This is a genomic window from Catellatospora coxensis (genome assembly GCF_016862635.1).
GTDB lineage: Bacteria > Actinomycetota > Actinomycetes > Mycobacteriales > Micromonosporaceae > Catellatospora > Catellatospora coxensis.
This window is the reverse complement of the sequence record NZ_BONI01000039.1, coordinates 11,775-37,652: the sequence shown is the minus strand read 5'-3', so window position 1 is coordinate 37,652 and position 25,878 is coordinate 11,775. Positions and strand designations below refer to the sequence as shown.

The window sequence follows — 25,878 nt, the reverse complement described above, 5'->3', positions numbered from 1 at the left end:
CCCGTCAGTCGGCGAGCTGCTTGAGGTAGGAGTGCTCGCTGGCGAAGGGCTGGTAGCCGAGCCAGTCGTTGACCGCGATCATCGGCGCGTTGGTGTAGTCGTTGCAGGTGATCGCGGTGTGGATGCCGGCCTGCGCGGCCCGGTGCAGGGCGACCGCCTTGGCGATCTTGGCCAGGCCCCGGCCGCGGTACTCGCGCAGCGTGCAGGTGCCGGTGGAGACGCCCTTGCCGAGTGCGAGGTTGGCCTCCATGAAGGTGGCGCTGGCGGCGACGCCGTCGACGAGCACCACGGTGCCGACGTCGAGCTGCTGGTCGGGGCTGTTCCAGTAGCGGGCCAGCCAGGTGTCGTACGGGACGCCGTCGAAGGACACGTCGCCGGGTTCGTCGACGGAGGCGGCCTGGTCCAGGTCGTACACCGCCTGCGGGCCGGCCTCGCGGAAGCTGACCGCCGTCACGCCGGACGGCAGGGGCGGCACGGGCGGCAGGTGGGCGGTGTCCAGCCGGGCGTAGCGGTCGTGGGCGCCCCGCGTGTAACCGCGTGCCTCGCACCAGCGCTGATCGGCGGGGTCGTCGGTGGCGAAGGTGCGCACCCGCCGGGCGCCGATGGCGCGCAGGTGCTCCTCGACGCGGTCGTGCAGCGCGCTGCCCACGCCCCGGCCACGGTGCTCGGGATGCACCTCGACCTGCAGGTAGCTCGCGCCAGGCTCGGAGGTGGAGATGTTGAACCCGCCGACGGCGCAGCCCACGGCCTGCCCGTCCCGCACGGCCAGCAGCCGCAGCAGCCGGGCCTCGGGGCGGCTGGTGCGCCACCACACCTCCTGCTGCGCCACGCTGGAGATGAACCACGGGAAGGCGGCGTAGCGGATGCGCGCCTGCTCCGGCACGTCCTCGATGGTCATCTCGCGGATCAGCAGGTCACTCGTCACGCTCCCTGTCTAGCAGCGGCGGCAAGCGAATTACCGGTGGCGCCCGCGCCGTTGCGGGCGCCACCGGGGGTCTCTGTCGGGGTCCGGCTAGAGGGTCAGTGTCCAGCTGTTGACGTAGCCGACGTCACCGGAGGCGGCGTCCTGCACCCGCAGCCGCCAGGTGCCGTTGGCCGCCTCGCTCGACAGGTTCACGGTGTAGGTGGTGTCGATGTTGTCGGCGCTGCCGCCCGACCGGTTGTGCAGCGTGTACGCGCTGCCGTCCGGCGCGAGCAGCGACACCACCAGGTCGCCCTTGTACGTGTGCACGATGTGCACCTCGGCCGTCGCCGTCGACGACGCGTTGCGGTTGCAGCCCGCGATGGTGATGTCGCTGTACACCGTGGCCACGTCGGCGATGGTCACATCGTTCGGGTTGGTGCCGGTGCAGCCGGGCGCGCCGTTCACGGTCAGCGTGTAGCTGACGGTCCGGGTGGGGCCGCTGCTCGTGGCGATCACCGTGACCGCGTAGCTGCCCGCCGGGGTCGACGCGCTGGTGGCGATCGTCAGCGTCGACGATCCGCCGGTGGTGACCGAGGACGGGCTGAACGTGGCGGTCGCTCCCGCGGGCAGGCCGCTCGCGGTCAGGTTGACCGTCTGCGCGACGCCGTTGGTGACGGCGGTGCTGATGGTCGAGGTCAGCGAGCCGCCCGGGTTGACCGAGCCGAAGGCGGGCGAGGCCGCGATGGAGAAGTCGTTCGCCGCGGTGCAGTACTGCGCCTGCTTGTTGATGGCCCGGTAGGGGCAGTCGGCGTACTCGGACAGCAGCAGCACGGCGCTCTTGTTGCGGGAGGTCTGCGCCGCGATGACCTCGTCCGGCGGGTAGAAGCCGGGGCTGGACGACTTCGGGTACATCTCGAAGGTGTACGTCCAGACGCGCTGGTCGCCCCACAGCCAGTCGGTGATGTCGCCGTCGGTGACGTACAGGTCGCTGCCCTGTTCGGGGGTGTAGGAGTTGGTCGCGGCCATCTGCTGGCCGATGGTGGCGAACGTGTTGCGCTCGTCGGTGGTCATGCCCGGGTTCACGGTGTCGGCGGTGGTGTAGCCGAACGGCCACAGGATTAGCTCGCCGTACGTGTGGAAGTCGATGTTGGCCTTGATCTGCTGCACGCCGCCGATCCGCCGGGACAGCACGAAGTCGCGCAGCACCGCCGCCTCCGGGGTGGAGAATGCCGACGGGCCGCGGTAGGTCTCCGACGAGGGGCTGCCGGAGGAGCCGCCGCAGCAGCCCCACTTGTAGCCGAAGTTGCGGTTGATGTCGGTGCCGACCGCGGAGCTGCCCGAGTTCGGCTGGCGGTTCTTGCGCCAGGACCGGTAGGAGCCGGTGGCGATGTCGTACTCGCCGCCGTCGGGGTTGAGGTCCGGCACGATCCAGATCTCGCGCGAGTCGACCACGGCCCTGACCCGGCTGTCGGTGGTGTACGCGTCGGTGAACAGGTTCGCCAGGTAGAGCGCCATCTCGACGGTGAGGTGCTCGCGGGCGTGCAGGTGCGCGTTGAACAGGATCTCGGGCTCGTTCTCGTCGGTGGCGACGTTGTCGGAGATCTTCAGCGCGACGATCTGGCGGCCCTCGTACGAGGTGCCGATGACGGACTTGCGGACCAGCGTCGGGTGGTCGGCGACGATCTGGTTGATCTCGGTGTTCATCTCGGCGTAGTTGTGGAAGCCACCGTCGGCCGACGGGAAGTCGAGCGGGACCGCGTTCGGCCCCGTGACCCGCGAGGACGGCGGGGGCAGCAGCTCCAGGCCGAAGCCCAGGCGGCGGATGCGATCGGCTTCGGTCGTGTTCGCGGTGATGTAGATCTTGCCGTGCTCGATCAGATCGATCGCTGCTCCGGTGCGGGCGACCGCGTCGCGGTCGGCGAACGTCTGCGGGCCGGTGACCAGGTACTGCTGGGAGCCGGCGACGGTGAAGCCGTCGGCGGGGGCGCCGCCGGCCGGGCCGGGCAGGGTCAGGGCGAGGCCGGTGGCCAGGGTGGTGAGGACGAGCGCGAGTCTGCGCACGGGATACCTCCGAGGGGGTAGGTGGAGGCGGGTCGGGAGGAGGGCCCGGCCCCGCTGGGTCGCGGAGCCGGGCCCGGGGGTGGTGCGACGGACTCAGAGGGTGAGCGTCCAGGAGTTGATGTAGCCGGTGTCGATCGAGGCGGCGTCGCGGGCGCGCAGGCGCCAGGTGCCGTTCTTGACCTCGGTGGACAGGTTCACCGTGTAGATGGTGTCGATGTTGTCGGCGCTGCCGCCCGACCGGTTGTGCAGGTTGTACACCGAGCCGTCCGGCGCGACGAGGTCCACGATCAGGTCACCCTTGTACGTGTGCACGATGTGCACCTCGACCTTGGACGCGGTGCCGCCGTTGCCGGTGCAGCCGGAGATCGTGATGTTGCTGTACACGCCGGTGGTGTTGTTGTCCGGGATGCTCACGTCGGTGCTGTTGGTGGCCGCGGCGCAGCTGCCGACCGGGTTGACCGTCCAGGTGAACGACGCGGTCCCGGTCTTGCTCGCGCTGTCGGTCGCGGTGACGGTCACGGTGTAGGTGCCGGCGGTGGTCGGCGTGCCGGTGATCTGGCCGGTCGAGGAGTTGATCGACGTGCCGGCCGGCAGGCCGCTCGCCGACCAGCTGTACGGCGATGTGCCGCCCGACGCGCTGCTGTTCAGGGTGACCGCGGTGCCGACGACCGTGGACTGGTTGCCGGGGCCGGTGACGGACACGCCGCCCGGAGCCCCGCCGAGGGAGACCGCCGCGTTGTAGATGTCGGTCGAGAAGTAGCGGACCTCGCTGTACACGCCGGGCTTCTGCGCCTGGGCGCAGCCGATGCCCCAGCTGACGATGCCGACCTGGATCCACTCGTTGCTCGCGTTGCGCTTGACCATCGGGCCGCCGGAGTCGCCCTGGCAGGTGTCCACGCCGCCGGAGGCCCAGTTGCCGGCGCAGATCTCCTCGTTGAAGACCAGGCCGGAGTAGTCGCCGCCCGCGCTCTGGCACTGCGTGTCGGTGATGAACGGCACCTTCGCCTTGAGCAGGTAGCGCTGCTGCGCGCCGCCCTGCACGGCCGCGCCCCAGCCCATCACGTCGAATTCGCCGCTGTGCAGCGACGTGTCGGTGGCGATCTTCAGCAGCGGGGCGGTGGTGATCGGGCTGGACAGGCGGATCAGCGCCCAGTCCTTGCCGGTGCCGTTGTAGCCCGGGGCACGGTACACGTAGTTCGAGGTGCGGGTGGTGCGGGTCGGGTCCTGCAGGTCGACGACGCCCCAGGTGGCCGTGATCGAGGTGTTGTTGCCGGTCGCGCCGACGCAGTGCGCGGCGGTCAGCACCAGGCTCGGGGTGTACATCGCGCCGCCGCAGCCCATGGACAGGCGCACCATCCACGGGAACTCGCCCTGCGCGGCCCGGGTCCCGCCGACGACCTGCGGCGTGACCGTGCCGTCCGGGGCCGGCGCGGCCTGCGCCGGGACGGCGGCCGAGCCTAGGGCGAGCATGGCGCCGGCCAGCGCGATCGCGCCGGCGCGCAGCGCCGTTCGTAGTGAATTCCGCACAGGATCCTCCCAAGGTCCACCCGGCGCCGAGCGCTTCTGGCGCCGGATCGCCGGAGAGTTTCCCTGGAAGCTAGCGGAAAGCAGTGATACATAGCAATATCGAAGTTAATTGTTACGTACTGATGTCGGGCCCGCCGCGCCGTGACACAGACCTCCGTACGGGCGACCCGCTTTGACGCGGCGCACCGCTTCCGTCACGATGGCCGGTGAGCGGCAGTGGAGGAACCCGGTGCGAGTCCGGGGCGGTCCCGCCACTGTCACCGGGGAGCGACCCCTCCCGAGCGGCTCCGTCTCACGACGCGCGCCGTTTCGGCACCAGGCCACGGCCGTTGACACGGTTGGAAGGCCGAGGGGAAGCGTCGATCCGGGAGCCAGGACACTCCGGCCGCTCGCGACGCCGCACGGCGTCACCACACCGGATTTCGCGGGCGAGGAAACCCGTGGAGAGGACTCGCGCATGGGCTCGTGCCTGAGCGGGCTTTGACCCCGCTGTACCCGTTCTCCGCCGTCGTCGGCCTGGCCGACCTCAGGCTCGCCCTCCTGCTCAACGCCGTCTCGCCCGCCATCGGCGGGGTGCTGGTGCGCGGCGAGAAGGGCACCGCCAAATCCACCGTTGTACGCGCGCTCGCCGGGCTGCTGCCCCGGGTCGAGGTCGTCGCCGGGTGCCGGTTCGGCTGCGACCCGGCGTCGCCGTACGGGGCGTGCCCGGACGGGCCGCACGACGCCGGGCACGACGCCGGGCACGACGCCGGGCACGACGCCGGGCAGGATGCCGGTCAGGACGTCGTGGTCCGGCGCGCCAGGCTGATCGAGCTGCCCGTCGGGGCGACCGAGGACCGGCTGGTCGGCGCGCTGGACCTGGAACGGGCGCTGACCGCCGGGCAGGCCGCGTACTCGCCGGGCCTGCTGGCCGGGGCGCACCGCGGCGTGCTCTACGTCGACGAGGTGAACCTGCTCCACGACCACCTGGTCGACCTGCTGCTCGACGCCGCCGCCATGGGCGAGGCGTACGTGGAGCGCGACGGGGTCTCGGTGCGCCACGCCGCCCGGTTCCTGCTGGTCGGGACCATGAACCCGGAGGAGGGCGAGCTGCGCCCGCAGCTGCTCGACCGGTTCGGGCTGGCGGTGCAGGTGCGCGCCCCGCGCGAGCCGAAGGAGCGGGTGGAGGTGGTGCGGCGGCGGCTGGCGTACGAGGCCGACCCGGCCGGGTTCGCCGCGCGGTGGGCCGACGCCGACGCAGAGCTGGCCGAGCGCATCGACGCCGCCCGGCGGCGGCTGCCCGCGGTGACGCTGCCCGACGCGGAGCTGACCCGCATCGCGCACGTGTGCGCCGCGTTCGAGGTGGACGGGCTGCGCGCCGACCTGGTGGTGGCCCGCGCCGCGCTGGCCCTGGCCGCCTGGCACGGCCGTGACCTGGTCACCGCGCAGGACGTGCGCGACGCGGCCCGGCTGGCCCTGCCGCACCGCCGCCGGCGCGACCCGTTCGACGCCCCCGACCTGGACGAGCAGGCCCTGGAGGACGCGCTGAACAGCGCACCCCCGCCCGCGGACCCGGACGGTCCCGGCGACCGCGAAGCGCCCGGTGACGGCGCGCGGGACGCGAACCCGGGCACCGGGACCGGCGACGGTCCTGACGGCTCCGGCTCGCACGGCGGGCCCGACGATCGGGGCCCGGACGACCGCGGGCCGGATCATGACGGCCCTGACGGCGACGGCCCGGACGGCGATGGCCCGAACGGCGATGGCTCGAACGGCGATGGCCCGGATGACCGCGGCCCGGACGGAGACGGCCCGGACGGCGGGCCGCGGCCGGGTGGTCCCGGTGGCGCGGACCCCGGTAGGGACGGCGTGCCGTCGCGGGCGGGAGCGCCAGGGGAGGCGCGGCAGCGGGACGGGGCCGACGAGGGGCGGTTCGCGGCCGCGGGGCAGCAGCATGCCGAGGCGGCCGCGCCGCGGCGGGCGCGGCTGTTCGCGGTGCAGGGGGTGGGGGAGGGCGCGGCGGGGCGGCGCTCGCCCGCGTACACCCGGATGGGCCGGACCGTCGGCGCGCGGGTGCCCGGCGGCGCGCTGGCCGCACTGCACCTGGCGGCGACCGTGCGAGCAGCGGCCGGGCGGCAGCACGCCCGGGGCCGGGTGGCCGGCGGCCCGCTGCGGCTGGTCGCGGCCGACCTGCGCGAGCCGGTGCGGCAGGGGCGCGAGTCCAACCTGGTGCTGTTCTGCGTGGACGCCTCCGGGTCGATGGCGGCCCGGCAGCGCATGGGCGCGGTGAAGGGCGCGGTGCTGTCGCTGCTGCTCGACGCGTACCAGCGGCGCGACAAGGTCGGCCTGGTCACCTTCCGGGGCAGCGAGGCGGAGCTGGCGCTGCCGCCGACGTCCAGCGTGGAGGCCGGCGCGGCGCGGCTGCGCGAGCTGCCCACCGGCGGGCGTACCCCGCTGGCCGCGGGCCTGCGCCGGGCGGCGCACACGCTGCGGGTCGAGCGGCTGCGCGACCCGCACCGGCGCGCGCTGCTGGTGGTGGTGACCGACGGGCGGGCCACAGCCGGGGCCACCGCCGGGGGCACAGCCGGGGGCACCGCCGGCACCGACCCGGTCGGTGAGGCCATGCGCATCGCGGGCGGGCTCGCCGCGACCGGGGTGTCGTCCGTGGTCGTGGACTGCGAGTCGGGCGTGGTACGGCTCGGGCTGGCCGCCCGGCTGGCGGCGCGACTCGGCGCGGAACACGTGCCGCTGGCCGAGGTCACCGCGCAGGGACTGGCCGGGGTGGCCCGCCGCGACCGGCGGCGGGCGGCATGACGCAGACGAACGGAGGCCGCTGATGCCGCAGGGCAGACCGGAGACCGTGCCCGACGACGGGCTCACCACGCGGCAGCGCCGGAAGTCCCCGGTGCTGGCCGTGCACACCGGGATCGGCAAGGGAAAGTCGACCGCGGCGTTCGGCATGGCGCTGCGGGCCTGGAACGTGGGCTGGCCGATCGCGGTCTTCCAATTCGTGAAGAGCCCCAAGTGGCGGGTCGGCGAGGAGGCCGCGTTCCGGGCGCTGGGCCGCGCGTACGACGAGTCCGGCACGGGCGCGCCGGTGACCTGGCACAAGATGGGCGAGGGCTGGTCGTGGCTGGCCCGGCCCGGCGACGAGCGTGACCACGCCGCCGAGGCGGCCGAGGGCTGGGCACAGGTCAAACGCGACCTGCTGGCGCAGCGGTACGGCTTCTACGTGCTCGACGAGTTCACCTACCCGATGCACTGGGGCTGGGTGGACACCGCGGACGTGGTCGAGACCCTGCGTACCCGGCCCGGCTCCCAGCACGTCGTGATCACTGGCCGGTACGCCGCGCCGCCGCTGCTGGAGCTGGCCGACCTGGTCACCGAGATGGGCAAGGTGAAGCACCCGATGGACGCGGGACGCAAGGGCCAGGCGGGGATCGAATGGTGAGACGTGAGGAGGGCTCGGCCGCGGGGGTGCTGCGGGTGCCTCGGATCGTGGTGGCCGCGGCGGCGTCGGGGCACGGGAAGACGACCGTGGCGACGGGGCTGCTGGCGGCGTTGACGGCGCGGGGCATGACCGCGGCGGGGTTCAAGGTCGGGCCGGACTACATCGACCCGACTTATCACTCGCTGGCGTGCGGGCGGCCCGGTCGCAACCTGGACCCGTCGCTGGTCGGCGAGGACCTGGTCGCGCCGCTGTTCGCGCACGGGGCCACCGGCGTGCAGGTGGCGGTCGTAGAGGGCGTGATGGGCCTGTACGACGGCCGGTCGGGGGAGGGCGACTTCGGCTCGACCGCGCACGTGGCGCGGCTGCTGGACGCGCCGGTGGTGTTCGTGGTGGACGCGACCGGCCAGGGCCGCTCGGTCGCCGCGCTGCTGCACGGGTTCCGCTCGTTCGGCTCGGCACGGCTGGCCGGGGTGGTGCTCAACCGGGTCGGCTCGGACCGGCACGAGGAGATCCTGCGCGAGGCCTGCGAGGAGGTCGGCACGCCGGTGCTCGGCGTGCTGCGGCGCGCCGGCGCGGTCGCGGTGCCCTCCCGGCACCTCGGCCTGGTGCCCGCGGCCGAGCGCAGCGGCGCGGCCGTGGACGCGGTACGGGCGATGGGCGCGCTGGTCGAGGACGGTGTCGACCTGGGCGAGGTGCTGGCGGTGGCACACAGCGCGCCGCCGCTCGCGGTGACGCCCTGGTCGGCAGCGGACGCCGTCCGGGACGCCGCGGAGGCGGCCGGAGCCCGGCGGGCCGGAGCACGAGCGGCTGGAGCAGGGGAGAGCAGCGCGGGCGGCATCGGCGCGGCCGCGCCCGGAACGGATGTGGCCGGGGACCGACCGGTGATCGCGGTCGCGGGTGGGCCGGCCTTCACGTTCGGCTACGCCGAGCAGGCTGAGCTGCTGCGTGCCGCCGGGGCCGAGGTCGTGCACGTCGACCCGCTGCGCGACGAGGCGCTGCCGCGGGGCACCGCCGGGCTGGTGGTGGGCGGCGGCTTCCCCGAGGTGTACGGCGACGAGCTGGCCGCCAACAAGCCGCTGCGCGACGCGGTACGCGGGCTGGCCGCCGCGGGCGGGCCGGTGGCCGCCGAGTGCGCCGGGCTGCTGTGGCTGGCCAGGTCCCTGGACGGGCGGGAGATGTGCGGGGTGCTCGACGCCGAGGCGGTCATGACCGAGCGGCTCACCCTGGGCTACCGCGACGCGGTCGCGGTGTCCGGCAGCGTGCTCGCCGACGCGGGCACCCGGGTCACCGGGCACGAGTTCCACCGCACCGCGGTGGCGCCCGAGGCCGGGCCGTCGCCCGCGTGGGCGTGGCGCGGCCGGCCCGCCGAGGGCTTCGTCCAGGGCGGGGTGCACGCGTCATACCTGCACCTGCACTGGGCCGGGCACCCGGGCTTCGCGAGCCGGATGGTGCGTGCCGCATGCGCCTGATCGGGGTGGGGGTCGGGCCCGGCGACCCGGAACTGGTGACGCTGCAGGCGGTGCGCCTGCTTCGGGAGGCCGGCCGGGTGTTCGTGCCCGTCATGGACGTGGCCGAGCAGGGCCGGGCCGAGGCGACGGTACGCGCGCACGCCGGCCACGACCGCGTCGAGCGGCTCGTGTTCGCCCTCAACGAGCGCGACGACGCGCGCCGCCGCGAGTCCCACTGGGACGCCGCGGGTGAGCGCGTCGCCGGCTGGCTGCGCGAGACCGGCGGCACCGCCGCGTTCGCCACCATCGGCGACCCCAACGTGTACTCGACCTTCGGCTACCTGGCCGCGACGGTCCGCGCCCTGCTGCCCGAGGTGCGGGTGCAGACAGCGCCGGGGATCACCGCGATGCAGGCGCTCGCCGCCGCCGCCGGGGTGCCGCTCGCCGAGGGCGTGGAGCCGCTGGTGCTGGTGCCGCTGGCCCGGGGCGCGACGGCCCTGCCGGCCGCGCTGGCGTACGCGCAGGACGGGACGGTGGTGGCGTACAAGGGCGGCCGCCACCTGGCGGACGTGGTCACCGCCGTGAAGGAGGCCGGGCGGCTGGACGAGGCGGTGCTCGGCACCCGGCTCGGGCTGCCCGGGGAGAGCGTGACGCCGCTGGCCGAGGCGGCCGAGGCGCCGTACCTGTCGGCGGTGCTGGTGCCGGGCCGCCGGGACGCACGAGGGGGAAAGCTGTGAAGGTCGTCTTCATCGGAGCCGGGCCCGGCGCGGCCGACCTGCTGACCCTGCGCGGGGCGGCCGCGATCGCCGCCGCCGACGTGGTGGTCTGGGCGGCCAGCCTGGTCCACCCGGACGTGCTCGGGCACGCGAGGCCGGACGCGCGGATCGTGGACTCGGCGGCGCTGACCCTGGAGCAGACGCTCGACCTGTACCGCGAGGCCGCCGAGCACGACCTGGTCGTCGCGCGGATCCACTCCGGTGACCCGGCGCTGTGGGGGGCGCTCGGCGAGCAGCTCGACGCGTGCCGTGAGCTGGGGCTGCCCACCGAGGTGATTCCCGGGGTGTCCTCGTTCACGGCGGCGGCCGCGGCGGTGCAGCGGGAGCTGACCGTGCCGGAGGTGGCGCAGTCCGTGGTGCTGACCCGGCTGGAGGGCGGCAAGACTCCGATGCCGGAGCGGGAGTCGGTACGCGCGTTCGCCGCGCACGGCGCGACGATGGCGGTGTTCCTGTCCGCGGCCCGATCCGGGCAGCTCGCCACCGAACTGCTGGCGGGCGGGTACGCGGCCGATACGCCGGTAGTGGTGGCCTACCGGGTGACCTGGCCGGAGGAGCTGATCGTGCGCTGCACGGTCGGCACCCTGGAGGCGGCGGTCAAGGAGCACAAGCTCTGGAAGCACACGCTGTTCCTGGTCGGGCCCGCGCTCGGCGAGGCCGGCGGCACCCGGAGCCACCTCTACCACCCCGGCCACTTCCACGGCTTCCGCCGGGCCGACCCGGCCGCCCGCGCTGCCCTGCGAGCCGGCCGTGACTGAGCCGCCCGCTCCGGCCGAGCCCGACGTTCCTGCCGTGGCTGAGCCGGCCGCCGCGGGTGCGTCCGGCGTTCCGGCCGCGACGAAGCGGCACGGAGCGGAGCCGCCGGTCGGCGCGCGGCCGGCTTCTCGTGGCCGGACCCGCCGCGTCGCCGCCGAGACCGGAACGGATGTGCCGGAGCTGCGGGAACCCGATCTCCCCCGGACCGCGAAAGATCGCCCGAAGGCGCTGCGGACCGGCTGGACGACCGGCACCTGCGCGTCGGCGGCCGCGAAGGCGGCGACGGAGCTGCTGGTCGGTGGGGTGCCGCCGCGGTGGGTGGAGGTGGCGCTGCCGTCGGGGCGGCGGGTCACGTTCGCGGTGGCGGAGTCGGTGCTGGACGGTGACACGGCTCGCGCGGTCGTGGTCAAGGACGCCGGGGACGACCCGGACGTGACGCACGGGGCGCGGCTGACGGCGACCGTGCGCTGGCAGGACGGGGTGGGCGTCGCGCTGCGCGGCGGGGACGGCGTCGGCACGGTGACCAGGCCGGGGCTCGGGCTGGACGTGGGCGGGCCGGCGATCAACCCGGTGCCGCGTCAGATGATCACCCAGGCGGTGGCCGAGGTCGCCGGGGGACGCGGGATCGAGGTCGTGATCTCGGTGCCCGACGGCGAACGCATGGCCCGCAAGACGACCAACCGGCGGCTCGGCATCCTCGGCGGCATCTCGATCCTGGGCACCACCGGCATCGTACGGCCGTTCTCCACCGCCTCGTGGCGGGCCAGCGTGATGCAGGCCGTGCAGGTCGCCGCCGCGCAGGGCGAGCAGACGATCGTGCTGTGCACCGGCGGGCGCACCGAGGCGGGCGCGATGGCGCTGCTGCCGGACCTGCCCGAGGTGTGCTTCGTCGAGGTCGGCGACTTCACCGGGGCCGCGCTGCGGACCGCCGCCGAGCGGGGCATGACCGGGGTGGTCTTCGTCGGCATGGCCGGCAAGCTCACCAAACTCGCCGCCGGGGTGCTGATGACGCACTACACGCGCTCGGCGGTGGACACCGCGCTGCTGGGGCAGGTGACGACGGCGGTGGGCGGTTCGGCGGAGCTGGCCGAGCAGGTCGGGGTCGCGAACACGGCGCGGCACGCGTACGAGCTGTGGGAGGCGGCGGGGCTGCTGCGCGCGGCGGGTGACGTGCTGTGCGGGCGGGTGCGCGACGTGCTGGCGCGGTTCGGCAAGGGCGCGCTGCGGGCCGACGTCGCGATGGTGGACTTCACGGGCAAGGTGGTCGTCGCGGCGACCAGGCCGGAGTGGGTCACATGCGCCGGATGACGGCAGTGCCGCGCGGGCGGCGTCCCGCCGGGCGCGCGGGTGGCCGGCATGCGCCGGCCGTGGAGCCGATCGCGAGGTCCCTGGCATGCGGCGGGTGACGGTCGTGGGCCATGACGGCGGCGGGCTGAGCGCGGCCGCCGGGGCGGCGCTGGCACGGGCGACGCTGGTCGCCGGGGGTGCGCGGCATCTGTCCGGGCTGGACGTCGCCGCGGAGTGCCTGGTCATGGGACCGGTCGCGCCGGTGGTGGCGCGGGTGGCCGCGCACGAGGGCGAGGCGGTGGTGCTGGCCAGCGGCGATCCGGGGTTCTTCGGCATCGTCGCGGCGCTGCGCCGGGCCGGGGTCGAGCCGGTGGTGATCCCGGCGGTGTCCAGCGTCGCGGCCGCCTTCGGCCGGGCGGGCCTGCCCTGGGACGACGCGCTCGTGGTCTCCGCCCACGGCCGCGACCACACCTCGGCCGCTGCCGGGCTGCGGCGGGCGGCCAACGTCTGCCGGGCGTACCCGAAGGTGGCGGTGCTGACCGCGCCCGGCGGCGGCCCGGCCGAGCTGGGCGCGGCCCTGGACGGCTGGGCGCGCACGCTGGTGGTGGCGGAACGGCTGGGCACGCCGCAGGAACGGCTGGTCACCGTCGACGCGGCGGAGGCGGTCGCAGGCACCTGGGCCGATCCGAACGTCGTGCTCGTGCTGGACCCGGCCCGGCCGCAGCGCGGTCCACGCCCCGGCTGGATCGCCGGGGCCGGCCCCGGGCCCGCCGGGTGGGCGCTGCCGGAGGCCGCCTACGCCCACCGCGACTCGATGATCACCAAGGCGGAGGTACGCGCGTACGTCCTGGCCCGGCTCGGTCCGCGCCTCGGCGAGCTGGTCTGGGACGTGGGAGCCGGGTCCGGTTCGGTCGCCGCCGAGTGCGCCCGGTTCGGCGCGGCGGTGCTCGCCGTCGAACGCGACCCGGCGGCGCTGCCGCTGATCACCGCCAACACGGCCGGTCTCGGCGTACGCCTCGTCGCCGGTGACGCGCCCGACTGCCTGGCCGGGCTGCCCGAGCCCGATGCGGTCTTCGTCGGCGGTGGCGGCCCTGCCGTGCTCGCGGCGTGCGTCGCGCGGCGGCCGAGTCGGATCGTGACCGCGCTGGCCGGGCTCGAACGCGTCGGCCCGGTGCTGGGCGTGCTGGACGGCGCCGGTTACCGGGCGGACGGCGTACAGCTGCAGGCCTCGCGCCTGAGCCCGCTGCCCGGCGGCAGTCACCGGCTCGCCGCGACCAATCCCGTCTTCGTCGTCTCCGGGGAGTTGCCATGACCATCGGCCTGATCTGGGCCACCGCCGCCGGCCGCGCAGCCGCGACCCGGCTGGCCGCCGCGTGGCCGGACGAGTGCACCGTCCACGAGGGAACCGTCCGCGACCAGCTCACCCGCGCCTGGTCCGACTCCGTCGCGATTGTCGCCTTCCTCGCGACCGGCGCCACCGTCCGCCTCCTCGCCCCCCTGCTCACCACGGACTCGGGCGGGAAGCAGACGCAGCCGGGTGTGGTGTGTGTGGACGAGGCGGGGCAGTGGGCCGTGGCGCTGCTCGGCGGGCATGGAGGTGGGGCGAATGCGCTGGCCGCGCGGGTGTCCGAGGTGCTGGGGGCGTCGCCTGTCGTGACCACGGGCACCGATGCCACCGGGCTGCCGGGCCTGGACACGCTCGGGTTCGCCGTCGCGAACCCCGACGCCGTCGCGCCGGTGTCTCGGGCGCTCCTCGACGGCGAGCCCGTGCACCTGCGGTCCGAGCAGGTCTGGCCGCTGCCGGCGCTGCCCGCGAACCTCGGTGACCATCCCGGCGCGACGCCGACGGTGCTGATCACCGACCACCGGGTGGCACCCGCCGCTGACCGGTCGGTGCTGGTGTTGCATCCGCCGTCGCTGGTGCTGGGGATCGGGGCGAGTCGCGGCGTGTCCGCTGACGAGATCGCCGAGCTGGTCGGGCGGGTGCTCGTGGGCGCGGGGCTGGCGGCGGAGTCCGTCTGCGCGGTGGCGACCGCCGACGTGAAGGCCGACGAGGCCGGGCTGGTCGAGTTCGCGGTGGGCCGGGGCCTGCCGCTGGTGACGTTCCCCGCGCAACGGCTGGCGGCGGTGGACGTGCCGAACCCGTCCGAGGTGGTCCGGGCCGCCGTCGGCACGCCGAGCGTGGCCGAGGCGGCGGCGCTGCTGGCCGCCGGCGCCCGGGGTCGCGGGGCGGAGCTGGTGGCGGGCAAGACGGCGTCGGCGATGGCGGCCGTGGCGGTGGCCCGGCTGGTGCCGATGGGCCGGCTCGCGGTGATCGGCCTCGGTCCCGGCGCGGCGGACCTGCGCACCCCCCGGGCGACGGAGCGGCTGCGCGCGTCCTCGATCGTCGTCGGCCTCGACCAGTACGTTGACCAGGTCCGGCACCTGCTGCGCCCCGGCACCCGGATCGTCGACTCGGGGCTGGGCGCGGAGGAGGAGCGGGCGCGTTCGGCCGTCGAGCTGGCGCGGCAGGGGCACGCGGTGGCGCTGATCGGCTCCGGCGACGCGGGCGTGTACGCGATGGCCTCCCCGGCGCTGGAGTTCGCCGGGGACGACATCGAGGTGACCGCGGTGCCCGGAGTGACCGCGGCGCTGGCCGCGTCGTCGCTGCTCGGTGCGCCGCTGGGGCATGACCACGTGTACCTGTCGCTGTCAGACCTGCACACCCCGTGGGAGATGATCGAGCGGCGGCTGGAGGCGGCGGCCCGCGCGGACCTCGTGGTCTGCCTGTACAACCCGCGCAGCGCGCGGCGCACCCGGCAGCTGCCGGCGGCGCTGGCGATCCTGGGCGCGCACCGGCCGCCGGACACGCCGATCGGGCTGGTCCGCGACGCGTCCCGGGCCGGCGAGCGGATCGCGCTGACCACCCTCGACACGATCGATCCGGCCGAGGTGGACATGAACACGGTGGTGATCGTCGGGGCCAGCACGACCCGTACGGTCGCCGGGCGCATGGTCACCCCGCGGGGGTACGCGTGGATGGCGCGGTGAGCCCGGTGCGCTTCGACGGCTGCCAGGGCTGCGGCGCGTGCCTGCTGACCTGCCCCACGCACGCCATCCGGCCGATCGGCGGGACGGGCCCGGCGCGGCTGTACGCCCGGCCCGGCCTGTGCACCGGCTGCGGCGAGTGCGTCGAGGTGTGCCCGGTCGACGCGGTGACCCTGGTCGAGCGGGAGGCGCGATGACGATCGTGCGGAGGTCGGTGCACCCGATCGAGGCGGAGTCCTACCGCATCCTGCGGGCAGCCGTGGACACCTCCGGGCTGCCCCGGCACAGCCGGGACGTGGCCGAACGCATCGTGCACACCACCGCCGATCCGGGCTGGGTCGGCGACCTGAGACTGGACGAGGCGGCGCTGGCCGCCGGGGCGGCGGTGCTGGCCGCGGGCGCGCCGCTGGTCGTGGACGTGACCATGGTCGGCGCGGGCATCACCCGCTACCCGTCGCGCTGCCTGGTCGGCTCGGCGCGGGCGGCGGAACTGGCCGCGGCCGAGGGCGTCACCCGGTCGGCGGCGGCGGTGCGGCTGGCCGCGGCGGAACACCCCACCGGCGCGGTATGGGCCGTCGGCAACGCCCCGACCGCGCTGTTCGAGCTGCTGCGGCTGGCGGCGGCCGGACGGGTCGCCCCGGCGCTGGTGGTCGGCCTGCCCGTGGGTTACGTCGGTGCCGCCGAGTCCAAGGCCGCACTGCGCGCGTCGGGGCTGCCCCAGCTGTCCAATCTGAGCGCCCGCGGCGGCTCGGCCGTCGCCGCCGCAGCCGTGAACGCCCTGCTCTACGGCGACCCTTTACCCCTGGAGGAGAGACTGTGACCACCACCCCGCCCGCGCTGCTCATCGCCGGGCACGGCACGTCCGACGCGGACGGCGCCGAGCAGTTCCGCGCGTTCACCGAACGGGTCGGCAAGCGCCTCGCCCCGCGTGGCGTGACCGTCGGTGGCGGCTTCATCGAGCTGTCCCCGCCCCCGCTGGGCGAGGCGGTGGCGGACCTCGTCGCGGGCGGGCACCGCCGGCTGGCCGCCGTACCGCTGATGCTCGTCGCGGCGGGGCACGCGAAGGGTGACATCCCCGCAGCGCTGGCCCGGGAGCAGCTGCGGCATCCCGGCCTGGCGGTGGCGTACGGCCGCCCGCTCGGCGCGCACCCCACGGTGCTCGCCCTGCTGCGCGAGCGGCTGGACCAGGCGGGAGCCGATCAGGACAGCACGGTGCTGCTGGTCGGCCGGGGCTCGACGGACCCCGACGCGAACGCCGAGGTCGCGCGGGCCGCCCGGCTGCTGGCCGAGACGACGAAGACGGCCGGGGTGGAGTACGCCTTCATCTCGCTCGCGGCCCCTGGCGTGCCCGCGGGCCTGGACCGCTGCGCGGCGCTGGGCGCGCGCCGCATCGTGGTGCTGCCGTACTTCCTCTTCACCGGGGTGCTGCCGCGCCGGGTGGCCGAGCAGGCCACGACCTGGGCCATGGCCCACCCGGACGTGCACGTGCGCGGCGCGGACGTGCTCGGGGACACCGACGCCCTGGCCGACCTGGTGATCGAACGCTACGGCGAGGCCCTGGCCGGCGACATCCGGATGAACTGCGACTCCTGTGTGTACCGGATCAGCCTGCCGGGCTTCGAGGACCGGGTCGGCCTGCCGCAGACCCCGCACCATCACCCGGGTGACCCGGGGCACAGCCACGATCATCCGCACGACCACGATCACCCGCACGGCCACGATCACGCACCGCTTCATGCGGATATTCACCGACGTCACCCCTGAGGAGGTTTGACGGCCGGCAAGCGTTGCTGGCATGGTGAGGGCAACAAGTTCACATCAGACGACGGTGCGCAGGAACCCGGTGAGAATCCGGGACGGTCCCGCCACTGTGACCGGGGAGCGCCCCGCACGAGCCACGGCCGCCGCAGCGGCTGGAAGGCGCGGCAAGCGCGACGAAGTTCCATCCACCCGGGAGTCAGGACACTGACCCGTCGTTGTCCAGTTCGGGGCGGTGAACCCCGAGGAGGAGGTATGTCATGGGTGCGTTGTCGACGCCCGCAGTGCCGTCGCAGGAGACGGCCGGAGTCGCGGGGCGGCTGCGGGATCAGGTCATCGCGGGGGTGCTCGTCGCGGTGGCGCTGTTCATCCTCTACGCGGTGTTCCTGGACCAGGGCGCGCTGCTGTCCCCGGTGTACGGGGAACTCTCCCGTAGCGCCAACTACCTGCACGAGCTGTCCCACGACGGGCGGCACCTGTTCGCCGCGAACTGTCACTGAGCGGGGCGGACATGTCCCTGCTCTCGCTGATGGGGCGGGGCGGGCTGGCCGGTGCGTGCGCCGGGGCCCTCTCCGCCGTGGTGTCGCTGGTGCTCGCCGAGCCGGTCATCGACCGGGCGATCGCCCTCGAACACGCGAACGCCGGTGACGGCCACGGCGCGGAGCTGTTCAGCCGCGACACGCAGCACGTCGGCATGCTGGTCTCGGTGATCCTGGCCGGCATGGCGATCGGGCTGCTGTTCGGCCTGGTGTACGCGGTCCTGCACCGCCGCGATCCGGGGGCCGACCCGTGGGGCCGGGCGCTGCGCCTGGCCGGGGCCGGTTTCCTGGGCGTGGTTTTCCTGCCGTTCCTGCGCTTCCCGACGAACCCGCCGGGGGTGGGCAGCGAGGCGACGCAGCAGGCGCGCACGGCGACCTGGCTGGCCGCGATCGCGATCGGGCTGGCCACGGTGTCCGCGGCGGGCCTGCTGGCGGGGCGTCTCGCCGAACGCGGGGCGGCGCTGCCGGTGCGCCAGCTGGCCCCGGTCGGGGTGGTGCTGGTGGGGCTGGCCCTGCTGTTCGCGCTGCCGTCGTCGGGTGACCCGATCAGCACACCGGCCGATCTGCTGTGGTCGTTCCGGCTGCTGTCGCTGCTGGCCTCGGTGGTGCTGTGGGCCGGGATCGGCGTCGGGTTCGGGCTGGCCGGGCTGCGGGCCGGCGCGGTCGCGAACACCGCCGCCGTGCGGGCGGCCGCGTGAAGGCCAGGGTGACGGTGTGCCGCGACTGCTGCTGCGGCACCGCCAAGCACCCCGACACCGATCACGAAGGCCAGCTGCGGCAACTGGAGAAGGCGGGCGTACGGGTGCGTATCGCGCAGTGCCTGGACGTCTGCGAGCACTCGAACGTGATGGTGGTCCACCCGCGCCCGACGGGTCGCCGTGACGGCGGCCGTCCGGTGTGGCTGGGCGGCATCCTCGACGAGGCGACGGTCGAATACGTCGCCTCCTGGGCGGCCGCGGGCGGCCCCGGCTCCGCCGACCTCCCCGTCGCCCTGATCCCGTACGTCATCGAGGCCCCCGGCCAGACCTGACGGCCGTACGGGCGTCCTTGATCGTCCGACTTGCCGGGCACCTGTGCGTATCTTGAGCTCGCTTTCGCCCATGTGCCTGGCAAGTCGAATGACCCTGGTGCGCACCGCGCCCGGCTTGACCGACGCCGGTCCGGCCGGGGCGGCCGGGGCGTGGTCAGGGGCGGCGGGCTGGGGTGGGGAGCCGTTCGAAGGACTGGGCGGGGGCGCCGCGGCGGTACATGACGAGCAGGATGATCGCGAACAGGGGCATCAGGATGTCCGAGGGAAGCGCCCAGACGTTGGCCGGCGCGTGGTTGTCGTGGAACACCCACTGGTTGAAGTGGCCCCAGGCGTCGCCCCAGAAGGAGATGGCCAGCGCGGTCACCGCGGCGGTCAGCCAGGTGCCGCGCAGCCGCCGCCAGGCGCAGCCGATGGCCAGCACGGCCACCGCGATGTCGCCCCAGCCGACCTCCCACTGGAACATCGACTGCGTGTAGCCGATCTGCTCGGCGGTCTGGCCGGAGGTCGGCCCGATGTGGCTGAGCCCGCCGACGAGGCCCCAGATGCCGGCGCCGACCACCATGATCCAGAGCAGGGCCAGCTCGACGGCACGGTGTTTGGTCTTGCGGTCGGGATGCTTGTCCACGGCGGCATGAATCAGCCAGCCGACGACGACGGTGAACCAGATGGCAGCGAAGAACGGCATCACACACCTCCGGACGGCTCCGACGTTACGCCGGGGCCGTCCGGAGGTGGGCCGGTCCTGCGATTCCGTCCCGGCCGGTCAGGACACTCCGTAGAATCGCCGCGCGCCGGGGTGCAGCTCCAGCGGCGACACCAGCGGGGCGATGTCGCGGCCGAAGTTGCCGCCCTCCGGGTGCACCGCGGCCAGCTCCGACTGGTGGTCGAAGAGCAGCTGGGTGAGGCGGTAGGCGATGTCGTCGGGCATGTCGACCGGCACCACGATCAAATTCGGCACCGCGATCGTGTCCACCTCGTCGGCCAGTCCGTACATGCCCTTGGGGATGCTGCCGGGGGCGTAGATGTCGGGATGCGCCTTGCTGATGGCCTGGCCCATCTTGTCGAGCGGGACCAGGGTGAACACGCCCGGCGACTGGTCGAACAGGCCCTGGATGCCGGTGGTCGGCAGGCCCGCCGAGTAGAACATGGCGTCCAGGTCGCCGGACCGCATCGAGGACGTCATCTGCGACAGCGACGCCGACACCTGGGTGATGTCGCGCTTGAGGTCCAGGCCGGCGACGGTCAGCAGCCGGACGGCCACCTCCTCGCTGCCGGAGTTCTGCGGGCCGGTGCCGACCTTCTTCCCGCGCAGGTCCTCGATCGACTTGATGCCCGCGTTGCGGCGGACCACGAGGTGCGTCTGGCCGTTGAAGATCCGGGCCAGCGCCCGGAACTGCACCGGCTTGCCCTCGAACAGGCCCTTGCCCGCGGCGGCGTCCGCGGCCACGTCGGCGAAGGTGAACGCGATCTGCACGTCGTCGATGGCCAGCCGCTGCAGGTTCTCGCCCGCGCCGTTGGTCGGCGGGGCGAGCGCCTCGTAGCCGGGCAGGTAGCGGTTGATCAGGTCGGCATAACCGCCACCCACCTGGTTGAACACCCCGTTGGTGGGGCCGGTGCCGATGGTCAGGGTGCCGCCGTGCCAGGCCGGTGCGGCCTCTTCGGCGTCCGCCGTGCAGGCGGCGAGCGCCGGCCCGAGCAGCACGCAGAGCAGCAGGGCCAGCCGGCGGCGCCTCACCACTGGCCGTCCACCCGCGCCTCCGGCTCCAGGGCGTACGCGACCCGGTGCGCCAGCAGCGCCGTCTCGTAGCCGATCTGGCCGAGGTCGCAGCCCGGCGCGGCCACCACGGCGAGGAACGCGCGGTCGCGGACCGCCATGATCAGGAGCACGCCCTCGTCCATGTCCACCACGGTCTGGCGCACCTGGCCGCTGCTCAGGCAGCGTGCCGCGCCGATGGTGAGGCTGGCCATCCCGCTCGTGATGGCAGAGAGCTGGTCCGACAGGTCCTGACGAAGCCCGTCCGAGTGGGCGATCGTCAGGCCGTCCACAGAGACGGCCAGCACGTAGGTGACGTCGGCGATCCGTTGGGCGAAGGAGGTCAGCAGCCAGTCGAGGCCGCCGATCTCGTCGGCGCCGGCGAGCTGCGCGGGGTTCTGAGTCATCGAGTGCTTTCCTTCGTTGCTGGCGGGGCTGACAGGCGCTGCTCACGGGCCAGTTCGCGGTGAGCGGCCGCGATACCGCCGGCCAGACCGGACAGCCGGGCCCGGACCGCTTCGGGGTCCAGCAGGCCGGAGCTGTCGGTCCGGGAGGGGGTGATGGCTGCGTCGCCTGGCGTCGAGAGGTTGCCGGGGCGGCGCTGGGGCAGGCCGGAGGGGAGGAGTCGGGGTCGGTCGGCGGACGCCTGCCGGACCTCGGGGATCACCTGGGTCGGCGCGTCGGCGGCCGCCGCGAAGGTGGCGACGGGCGCGACAGGCGTGGACGGGGTGGGGGACTGGACGGCAGGGGGATGGGCGACAGGGGGATGGGCGACAGGGGGATGGAGGGCGGACGGCTGGACAGTGGACGCCTGTGCGGAGGACGGCTGTCCGGTCGGGACGGGCACGGACGGTGGTGCGGGGATGGGCGGTCTGGCGGACGCCGGGGCGTCGGCCGGGCGGGTGCCGGGCCGGCGGGTGCGCAGTGTCTCGCCGTCGGGCAGGGAGCCGTTGGACGACACCGTCAGCCTGCTCACCGCGCTGTGCGACGGGGCGAGCAGAGCGGTCGGCAGCAGCACCAGCGCCACGGTACCTCCACCGGGGCTGCTGCGCAGTTGCACCGTGATCCCGCGGCGGGCGGCGATCCGGGCGACCACCAGCAGACCCATGGTGCGGGCCAGCTCGCTGGTCAGCATGGACGGCCGGATCAGCCGCTCGTTGATCTCCTGCAGCTGTCCGGGCGGCATGCCGATGCCGGCGTCGAAGATGTTGATGGTGAGACCGTCCACGCCGCGCCGGGTGGTGACCAGCACGCGGCTGTTCGGCGGGGAGAAGTCGGTCGCGTTCTCCAGCAGCTCGGCCAGCAGGTGCACCACGTCGCCGACGGCGTGCGCCACGACGCACAGGTCCGCGATGGAGTTGGTCTCCACCCGGGCGTACTGGTCGATCTCCGCGGCGGCCGCGTGCACGACGTCGACCAGCAGCTCGGCGTTGACGAAGCGGCGGCCCGGCTCGCCGCCGGCCAGCACCAGCAGGTTCTCCTCGTTGCGGCGCATGCGGGCGGCGAGGTGGTCCAGCGCGAACAGCTTGGCCAGCGACTGGGGGTCGGTCTCGCCGCGCTCGAACTCGTCGATCAGGTGGAGCTGGCGCTGCACCAGGGTCTGGCCGCGGCGGGACAGGTTCACGAACATCTGCGAGATGTCGTGGCGCAGCATGGCCTGGTCGGCGGCGAGGCGCAGCGCCTGCTGGTGCAGGTTGGCCAGCGCCGCGCCGACCTCGCCGATCTCGTCGTTGGGGCCGGCCAGCGCCTTGGCCGCCTGCTCGTTGGAGGCGCGCACCAGGCGGCGCACCGTGTCCACCCCGGGCGCGGAGGAGACCTCGGCGATCGCGGCGGGCAGCTCACCGCTGGCGATGTCCATCGCGGACCGGCTCAGCCGGCGCAGGCCGCGGCTGGTGCGTACGGACAGCAGCACCGCCACACCCAGCGAGACCAGGATGACCAGGGCGGACGCGCCACCGCTGGCCAGCGCGTCCTGCTGCGCCGCGGTGTGCTGGCGGGCGGCCTCGGCCTCCAGCGAGTCGATGACCTGCAGTTCGAACAGGTAGAGCCGGCGCAGGGCGTTGGACTTGGCGATGAACCAGGCGTCGGGGTCGACGCGCAGGCCCACAGGCGTGCTGTCGGCGGTGAGCGCTCCCTCGAGCAGCGCGCGGGCCTTGTCCACGTCGGCGCCGCGGACGACCTCGCGGTAGCGGGCCACCAGCTGCGGTCCGGCCACCCGCTCGAACTGCGCCACGCGCTCGGTCTCGGCGCCGTGCAGCTCGCCGAGCTCGGCCAGCTCGCCGTGCTCGAACCGGCCCCGGGCGAAGACGGTGCGCAGCAGCCCACGCTGCTCGGCGGAGTGGTGCTCCATCGCGTTCAGCGCCGCGACCGTCTCGGTCAGCGCGCTGAGCCGGGCGTCGGCGGGCGCGGCGGCCAGCGCCTCGCCGACCGCGAACATGCTGTGGGTCAGCTCGTCGTAGACGGCCTCCGGGGACGTCTTCACCGCCGGCTGGCCCTCGGGCGGGAACTGGGCCAGCTCACGCAGCCGGGGCAGCTCGGCGAGCGCGGCGTCGGCCTGCTCGACCAGGCCGCGGATCTCCGGCGCGACCTGCGTGGCGACGGGCACCGTGGCCCGGTAGCGGGCCACCGCCTCGTCGGTGCGCCGCCGCTGCGCGGTGAGCAGCAGTTCGCCGGCCTTGCCGCCGCGCTGCAGCAGCGCCTCGGTCTCCGACAGCTCCTGTTCGAGCTGGTGGTTCAGCTTGACCGTGGCGGTCAGCGCCTGGGCGACCGAGCCGGAGGACTCGGCCTCACGCGCGGCGTCCAGGGCCGACGACGTCTGCACGCCGCCCAGCACACCGACGCCGATCGTGGCGACGGCGATGGGCAGCAGCAAGCGGAAGCCGATGGAACGACGGGGACGGCGCCGTGCCGTGGCCATCGGAACATCGGCTTCCTGGACGTATTGAGGTGCCCACGGCGGTGCTCCGCCGCCGGTGACTGCCATCGCCTGTGCCTCTCGACTGTTCGGTGGGACTCCCATGAGAGTTACGGGCAACAACCTTCACCACAACCCCCGAAACGTCCACCGGATGGACACATAGGTGTCACACAACGACACGTTCAGCCCTCGACAGCCGTTGTCGGACGTCGTTGCAGGTTCAACTTAGTTACCTCCGAATTGGATTCATATCCACCGTATGGGCGTGTTCTGGCGCGTTTCACGGATGGAAAGTCGCCTGGTCATTACGCTTTGTGACAATGTCGGATCCGCTGACGGGGTGGCACCAATGTTTCTACGCCGGTTCGCTCTGCTCGCCGCCGTGATCACCGCAGGAGCCCTCGGGGCCTGCGCCGAGAGCACCGCCCCGCCCGTGGATACGAAGGCCGCCGGTCCGGCCGCCTCGCCGGTGGCCGCCTCGCCGTCGGCCGCCCGGGCCGCGGTGCGGATCGCCAACGTGGGCGGCCGCAAGGCTCTGGTCGATCAGGAGGGCCGCACCCTCTACGTCTTCCTCCGCGACGCCAAGGGCAGGAGCGCGTGCCTGGACAAGTGCGCGGTGACCTGGCCGCCGATGGTCGGCGACGCGGTCAACGGGGACGGCGTCGACGGCTTCCTGCTGTCCACCCACGTCCGGCCCGACGGGACCCTGCAGACGACCTACCGTGACCTGCCGCTCTACCGGTTCGGCACCGACAAGCCGGGCGACGCCAACGGGCAGGGCATGGACGGGGCCTGGTTCATGCTCGACGAGAACGGCGACATGTACCAGTGGTGACGGCCTGCCCGTCGCTGTGAACCCGCTGCCAACCGGCGCGACCCCGGGCGTGTAACACCTGCCGCCCGGCGTCGCGCCGGTAGTCTTGCCCGGATTCGCCGACTTGTCTGCGATGTGGGGAAGAGATGAAGAACAGACGTTTTCTGATAACCGCGACCGTGGTGGCCGTCGTGCTGGGCGGCATCGGGTACCTCTCCTTCCGGCAGGCGTACAGCAGCGGGGCTCCCGCGCAGCCCGCCCGGCCGGTGCGCACGCTCGGGGCGGCCCTGCCCGGCGCGCCCGCCGTCACCGAGCCACGGGCCGACGGGCACCTGGTCAGCGGTGCCGACGTGCACATGGAGAGCGCGCCGATGCCGACCCGCAAGGACGGCAAGAAGGTCAAGCACGTCTGCACCGAGTGGGAGCTCTGGTCCGTCGAGCCCGCCGAGCGGGTCTGGCACTCGCCCTGCGTGGACGGCCCGCAGCTGGTCCACGCCCATCTCGGCGACGGCGAGTTCGAGAACTCCTTCGCCGCCCGCCGCGACCTGGCCCCCGACCGCGAGTACGACCTGCGGGTCCGCTACCGGGACGACACCAAGGACAAGGCGAAGCGCTGGAGTCCCTGGGGCTACCGCGCGTTCCGCACCCTGCCGCAGCGCGCCCCGCTGGCCGGGGCCGGCACCTGGCACGTACGCCAGGACGGCTACCGCGTCGAGGAGGTGGCCGGCGGCTTCCAGCTGCCCGTGCACCTCGCCATGGCCCCCGGGCACACCGGCGACCCGGCGCAGCCCATGTTCTACGTGACCGAGCTGTACGGCCAGATCAAGGTGGTCAGGGGCGACCTGAGCACCGGCGTCTACGCGAAGAACCTGCTCAACTTCGACCCGCGCGGCACCTTCCCGGGCACCGGGGAGAAGGGCGTCACCGGCATCGTCGTCGACCCGGCCAGCGGCGACGTGCTCGCCTCGGTGCTCTACGAGCGCGGTGGCGTGCACTACCCGAAGGTGGTGCGCTTCTCCAGCAAGGACGGCGGGCTGACGGCGGCGAAGCAGACGACGCTGCTGGACATGCCGAACGAGCCGCAGTCGGCCGCGCACCAGATCTCGCAGCTGACCATCGGCCCGGACGGCAAGCTCTACGTGCACATGGGCGACGCCATGCTGGCGTACACGGCCAAGGACCTGAACTCGTTCCGGGGCAAGATCCTGCGGGTGAACCTGGACGGCAGCGCGCCGGCCGACAACCCGTTCTACGACGCCGAGGACGGCATCACCGCCCGCGACTACGTGTACGCCTCGGGCTTCCGCAACCCGTTCGGCGGGGCGTGGCGCGCCGACGGCAGCTACTACCAGGTCGAGAACGGCACCGCGATCGACCGGCTGTCCCGGGTGGACAAGGGCGTCGACTACGGCTGGGACGGCACCCGCGACAGCATGCTCAAGCCGAAGCTCTACATCTGGTCGCCCTCGACCGCGCCGACCTCGATCGCCTTCGTCGATCCGGACGTGCACCACGGATCGGGCTTCCCGAAGAGCAAGTACGGGCACATGTTCGTGGCGGAGAGCGGCCCGACCTTCGCCAGCGGCCCGCAGGACAACGGCAAGCGCATCGTCGAGTTCACCTTCGACGGCAACAAGGTCGGCAAGCCGAAGACGCTGCTGGAGTACAACGGCACCGGCAAGGCCAGCGTCGTCGGCCTGGCCGCCGGCCCCGACGGCCTCTACTTCACCGCCCTGTACCCCGACTCCGACACCACGTCCCCCGACACCCCCGCCGCCAAGGTCTACCGACTCCGCTACACCAGCGCGGAATGAGAAAGAAAGGGCGCCTGCACCACGCTCGGCGTGGTGCAGG

General features: G+C 74.0%; 20 protein-coding genes, 3 pseudogenes and 2 riboswitches. Of the genes and pseudogenes, 16 read left to right on the top strand and 7 right to left on the bottom strand.

The genetic code is table 11. The annotated features are described in order from the left end of the window. Nucleotides 1-4 precede the first annotated feature (4 nt). From Cco03nite_RS22595 to Cco03nite_RS22585, 3 genes are all read right to left on the bottom strand, one after another. Complete coding sequence (locus tag Cco03nite_RS22595; protein WP_203694170.1) at nt 5-925, bottom strand: GNAT family N-acetyltransferase; 921 nt, start codon at nt 923-925, stop codon at nt 5-7. Between the two features lie 87 nt (nt 926-1,012). Next, a complete protein-coding gene (locus tag Cco03nite_RS22590) occupies nt 1,013-2,965 on the bottom strand; it encodes a M14 family metallopeptidase (RefSeq protein WP_373314299.1) in 1,953 nt (650 codons plus the stop codon). Nucleotides 2,966-3,058: 93 nt separating this feature from the next. Next, nucleotides 3,059-4,435 carry a trypsin-like serine protease gene (locus Cco03nite_RS22585; protein ID WP_203694213.1) on the bottom strand — a complete coding sequence of 459 codons (1,377 nt, stop codon included), beginning with the start codon at nt 4,433-4,435 and terminating at the stop codon, nt 3,059-3,061. A 277-nt stretch (nt 4,436-4,712) separates the two neighbouring features. After that, nucleotides 4,713-4,873, top strand: a riboswitch (cobalamin riboswitch). An 84-nt stretch (nt 4,874-4,957) separates the two neighbouring features. Between Cco03nite_RS22585 and Cco03nite_RS22580 the strand changes: the two genes are divergently transcribed. The 14 genes and pseudogenes from Cco03nite_RS22580 (at nt 4,958) to Cco03nite_RS22515 (ending at nt 18,540) form a co-directional block, all read left to right on the top strand. Beyond that, nucleotides 4,958-7,285 carry a VWA domain-containing protein gene (locus Cco03nite_RS22580; protein ID WP_239167576.1) on the top strand — a complete coding sequence of 776 codons (2,328 nt, stop codon included), beginning with the start codon at nt 4,958-4,960 and terminating at the stop codon, nt 7,283-7,285. A gap of 22 nt (nt 7,286-7,307) precedes the next feature. Then, on the top strand, nt 7,308-7,922 hold the full coding sequence (gene cobO / locus Cco03nite_RS22575) for a cob(I)yrinic acid a,c-diamide adenosyltransferase (protein WP_203694169.1): 615 nt from the start codon (nt 7,308-7,310) through the stop codon (nt 7,920-7,922). Nucleotides 7,923-7,948: 26 nt separating this feature from the next. Continuing rightward, nucleotides 7,949-9,391: a cobyrinic acid a,c-diamide synthase CobB gene (locus tag Cco03nite_RS22570; protein ID WP_239167580.1), complete on the top strand. Its 1,443-nt coding sequence runs from the start codon at nt 7,949-7,951 to the stop codon at nt 9,389-9,391. After that, nucleotides 9,382-10,107 carry a precorrin-2 C(20)-methyltransferase gene (cobI, locus tag Cco03nite_RS22565; protein WP_203694167.1) on the top strand — a complete coding sequence of 242 codons (726 nt, stop codon included), beginning with the start codon at nt 9,382-9,384 and terminating at the stop codon, nt 10,105-10,107. The genes Cco03nite_RS22570 and cobI overlap by 10 nt, the downstream gene beginning before the upstream one ends. Further along, the gene (cobM, locus tag Cco03nite_RS22560) at nt 10,104-10,901 is read left to right on the top strand and encodes a precorrin-4 C(11)-methyltransferase (RefSeq protein ID WP_203694166.1); all 798 of its coding nucleotides are present in this window, start codon (nt 10,104-10,106) and stop codon (nt 10,899-10,901) included. The genes cobI and cobM overlap by 4 nt, the downstream gene beginning before the upstream one ends. Before the next feature lie 169 nt (nt 10,902-11,070). Continuing rightward, nucleotides 11,071-12,207 (top strand): cobalt-precorrin-5B (C(1))-methyltransferase, encoded by a 1,137-nt coding sequence (locus Cco03nite_RS22555; RefSeq protein ID WP_203694211.1) that lies wholly within the window; start codon nt 11,071-11,073, stop codon nt 12,205-12,207. Nucleotides 12,208-12,274: 67 nt separating this feature from the next. Further along, nucleotides 12,275-13,498, top strand: a pseudogene (cbiE, locus tag Cco03nite_RS22550) (precorrin-6y C5,15-methyltransferase (decarboxylating) subunit CbiE); the annotation flags it as partial. After that, a complete protein-coding gene (cobJ, locus tag Cco03nite_RS22545) occupies nt 13,495-15,216 on the top strand; it encodes a precorrin-3B C(17)-methyltransferase (RefSeq protein ID WP_203694164.1) in 1,722 nt (573 codons plus the stop codon). The pseudogene cbiE and the gene cobJ, both read left to right, overlap by 4 nt. Next, nucleotides 15,201-15,383, top strand: a pseudogene (locus Cco03nite_RS22540) (4Fe-4S binding protein); the annotation flags it as partial. The gene cobJ and the pseudogene Cco03nite_RS22540, both read left to right, overlap by 16 nt. A gap of 32 nt (nt 15,384-15,415) precedes the next feature. After that, a complete protein-coding gene (locus tag Cco03nite_RS22535) occupies nt 15,416-16,033 on the top strand; it encodes a precorrin-8X methylmutase (protein ID WP_203694210.1) in 618 nt (205 codons plus the stop codon). After that, nucleotides 16,030-16,938, top strand: a pseudogene (locus Cco03nite_RS22530) (sirohydrochlorin chelatase); the annotation flags it as partial. The gene Cco03nite_RS22535 and the pseudogene Cco03nite_RS22530, both read left to right, overlap by 4 nt. Nucleotides 16,939-17,005: 67 nt before the next feature. Beyond that, nucleotides 17,006-17,201: riboswitch (cobalamin riboswitch) on the top strand. 30 nt (nt 17,202-17,231) lie between these two features. Further along, a complete protein-coding gene (locus Cco03nite_RS22525) occupies nt 17,232-17,471 on the top strand; it encodes a CbtB-domain containing protein (protein WP_203694161.1) in 240 nt (79 codons plus the stop codon). An 11-nt stretch (nt 17,472-17,482) separates the two neighbouring features. Then, the gene (locus Cco03nite_RS22520) at nt 17,483-18,208 is read left to right on the top strand and encodes a CbtA family protein (RefSeq protein ID WP_203694160.1); all 726 of its coding nucleotides are present in this window, start codon (nt 17,483-17,485) and stop codon (nt 18,206-18,208) included. A gap of 8 nt (nt 18,209-18,216) precedes the next feature. Then, the gene (locus Cco03nite_RS22515) at nt 18,217-18,540 is read left to right on the top strand and encodes a hypothetical protein (protein WP_203694209.1); all 324 of its coding nucleotides are present in this window, start codon (nt 18,217-18,219) and stop codon (nt 18,538-18,540) included. A 154-nt stretch (nt 18,541-18,694) separates the two neighbouring features. On the opposite strand, the gene Cco03nite_RS22510 is transcribed toward Cco03nite_RS22515, so the two are convergent. The 4 genes from Cco03nite_RS22510 to Cco03nite_RS22495 all read right to left on the bottom strand — a co-directional run bounded on the left by Cco03nite_RS22510 (nt 18,695) and on the right by Cco03nite_RS22495 (nt 23,210). Beyond that, nucleotides 18,695-19,225: a DUF6790 family protein gene (locus Cco03nite_RS22510; protein ID WP_203694159.1), complete on the bottom strand. Its 531-nt coding sequence runs from the start codon at nt 19,223-19,225 to the stop codon at nt 18,695-18,697. Between the two features lie 78 nt (nt 19,226-19,303). Beyond that, nucleotides 19,304-20,278 carry a TAXI family TRAP transporter solute-binding subunit gene (locus Cco03nite_RS22505; RefSeq protein ID WP_203694158.1) on the bottom strand — a complete coding sequence of 325 codons (975 nt, stop codon included), beginning with the start codon at nt 20,276-20,278 and terminating at the stop codon, nt 19,304-19,306. Further along, complete coding sequence (locus Cco03nite_RS22500) at nt 20,272-20,700, bottom strand: roadblock/LC7 domain-containing protein (RefSeq protein ID WP_144125048.1); 429 nt, start codon at nt 20,698-20,700, stop codon at nt 20,272-20,274. Before Cco03nite_RS22500 ends, Cco03nite_RS22505 begins: the two co-directional genes overlap by 7 nt. Next, on the bottom strand, nt 20,697-23,210 hold the full coding sequence (locus tag Cco03nite_RS22495; RefSeq protein WP_203694157.1) for a sensor histidine kinase: 2,514 nt from the start codon (nt 23,208-23,210) through the stop codon (nt 20,697-20,699). Before Cco03nite_RS22495 ends, Cco03nite_RS22500 begins: the two co-directional genes overlap by 4 nt. A gap of 349 nt (nt 23,211-23,559) precedes the next feature. On the opposite strand from Cco03nite_RS22495, the gene Cco03nite_RS22490 reads away from it, so the two are divergent. Continuing rightward, on the top strand, nt 23,560-24,045 hold the full coding sequence (locus tag Cco03nite_RS22490) for a COG4315 family predicted lipoprotein (protein ID WP_203694156.1): 486 nt from the start codon (nt 23,560-23,562) through the stop codon (nt 24,043-24,045). Between the two features lie 125 nt (nt 24,046-24,170). Next, a complete protein-coding gene (locus Cco03nite_RS22485) occupies nt 24,171-25,838 on the top strand; it encodes a PQQ-dependent sugar dehydrogenase (RefSeq protein WP_203694155.1) in 1,668 nt (555 codons plus the stop codon). Nucleotides 25,839-25,878: the final 40 nt, after the last annotated feature.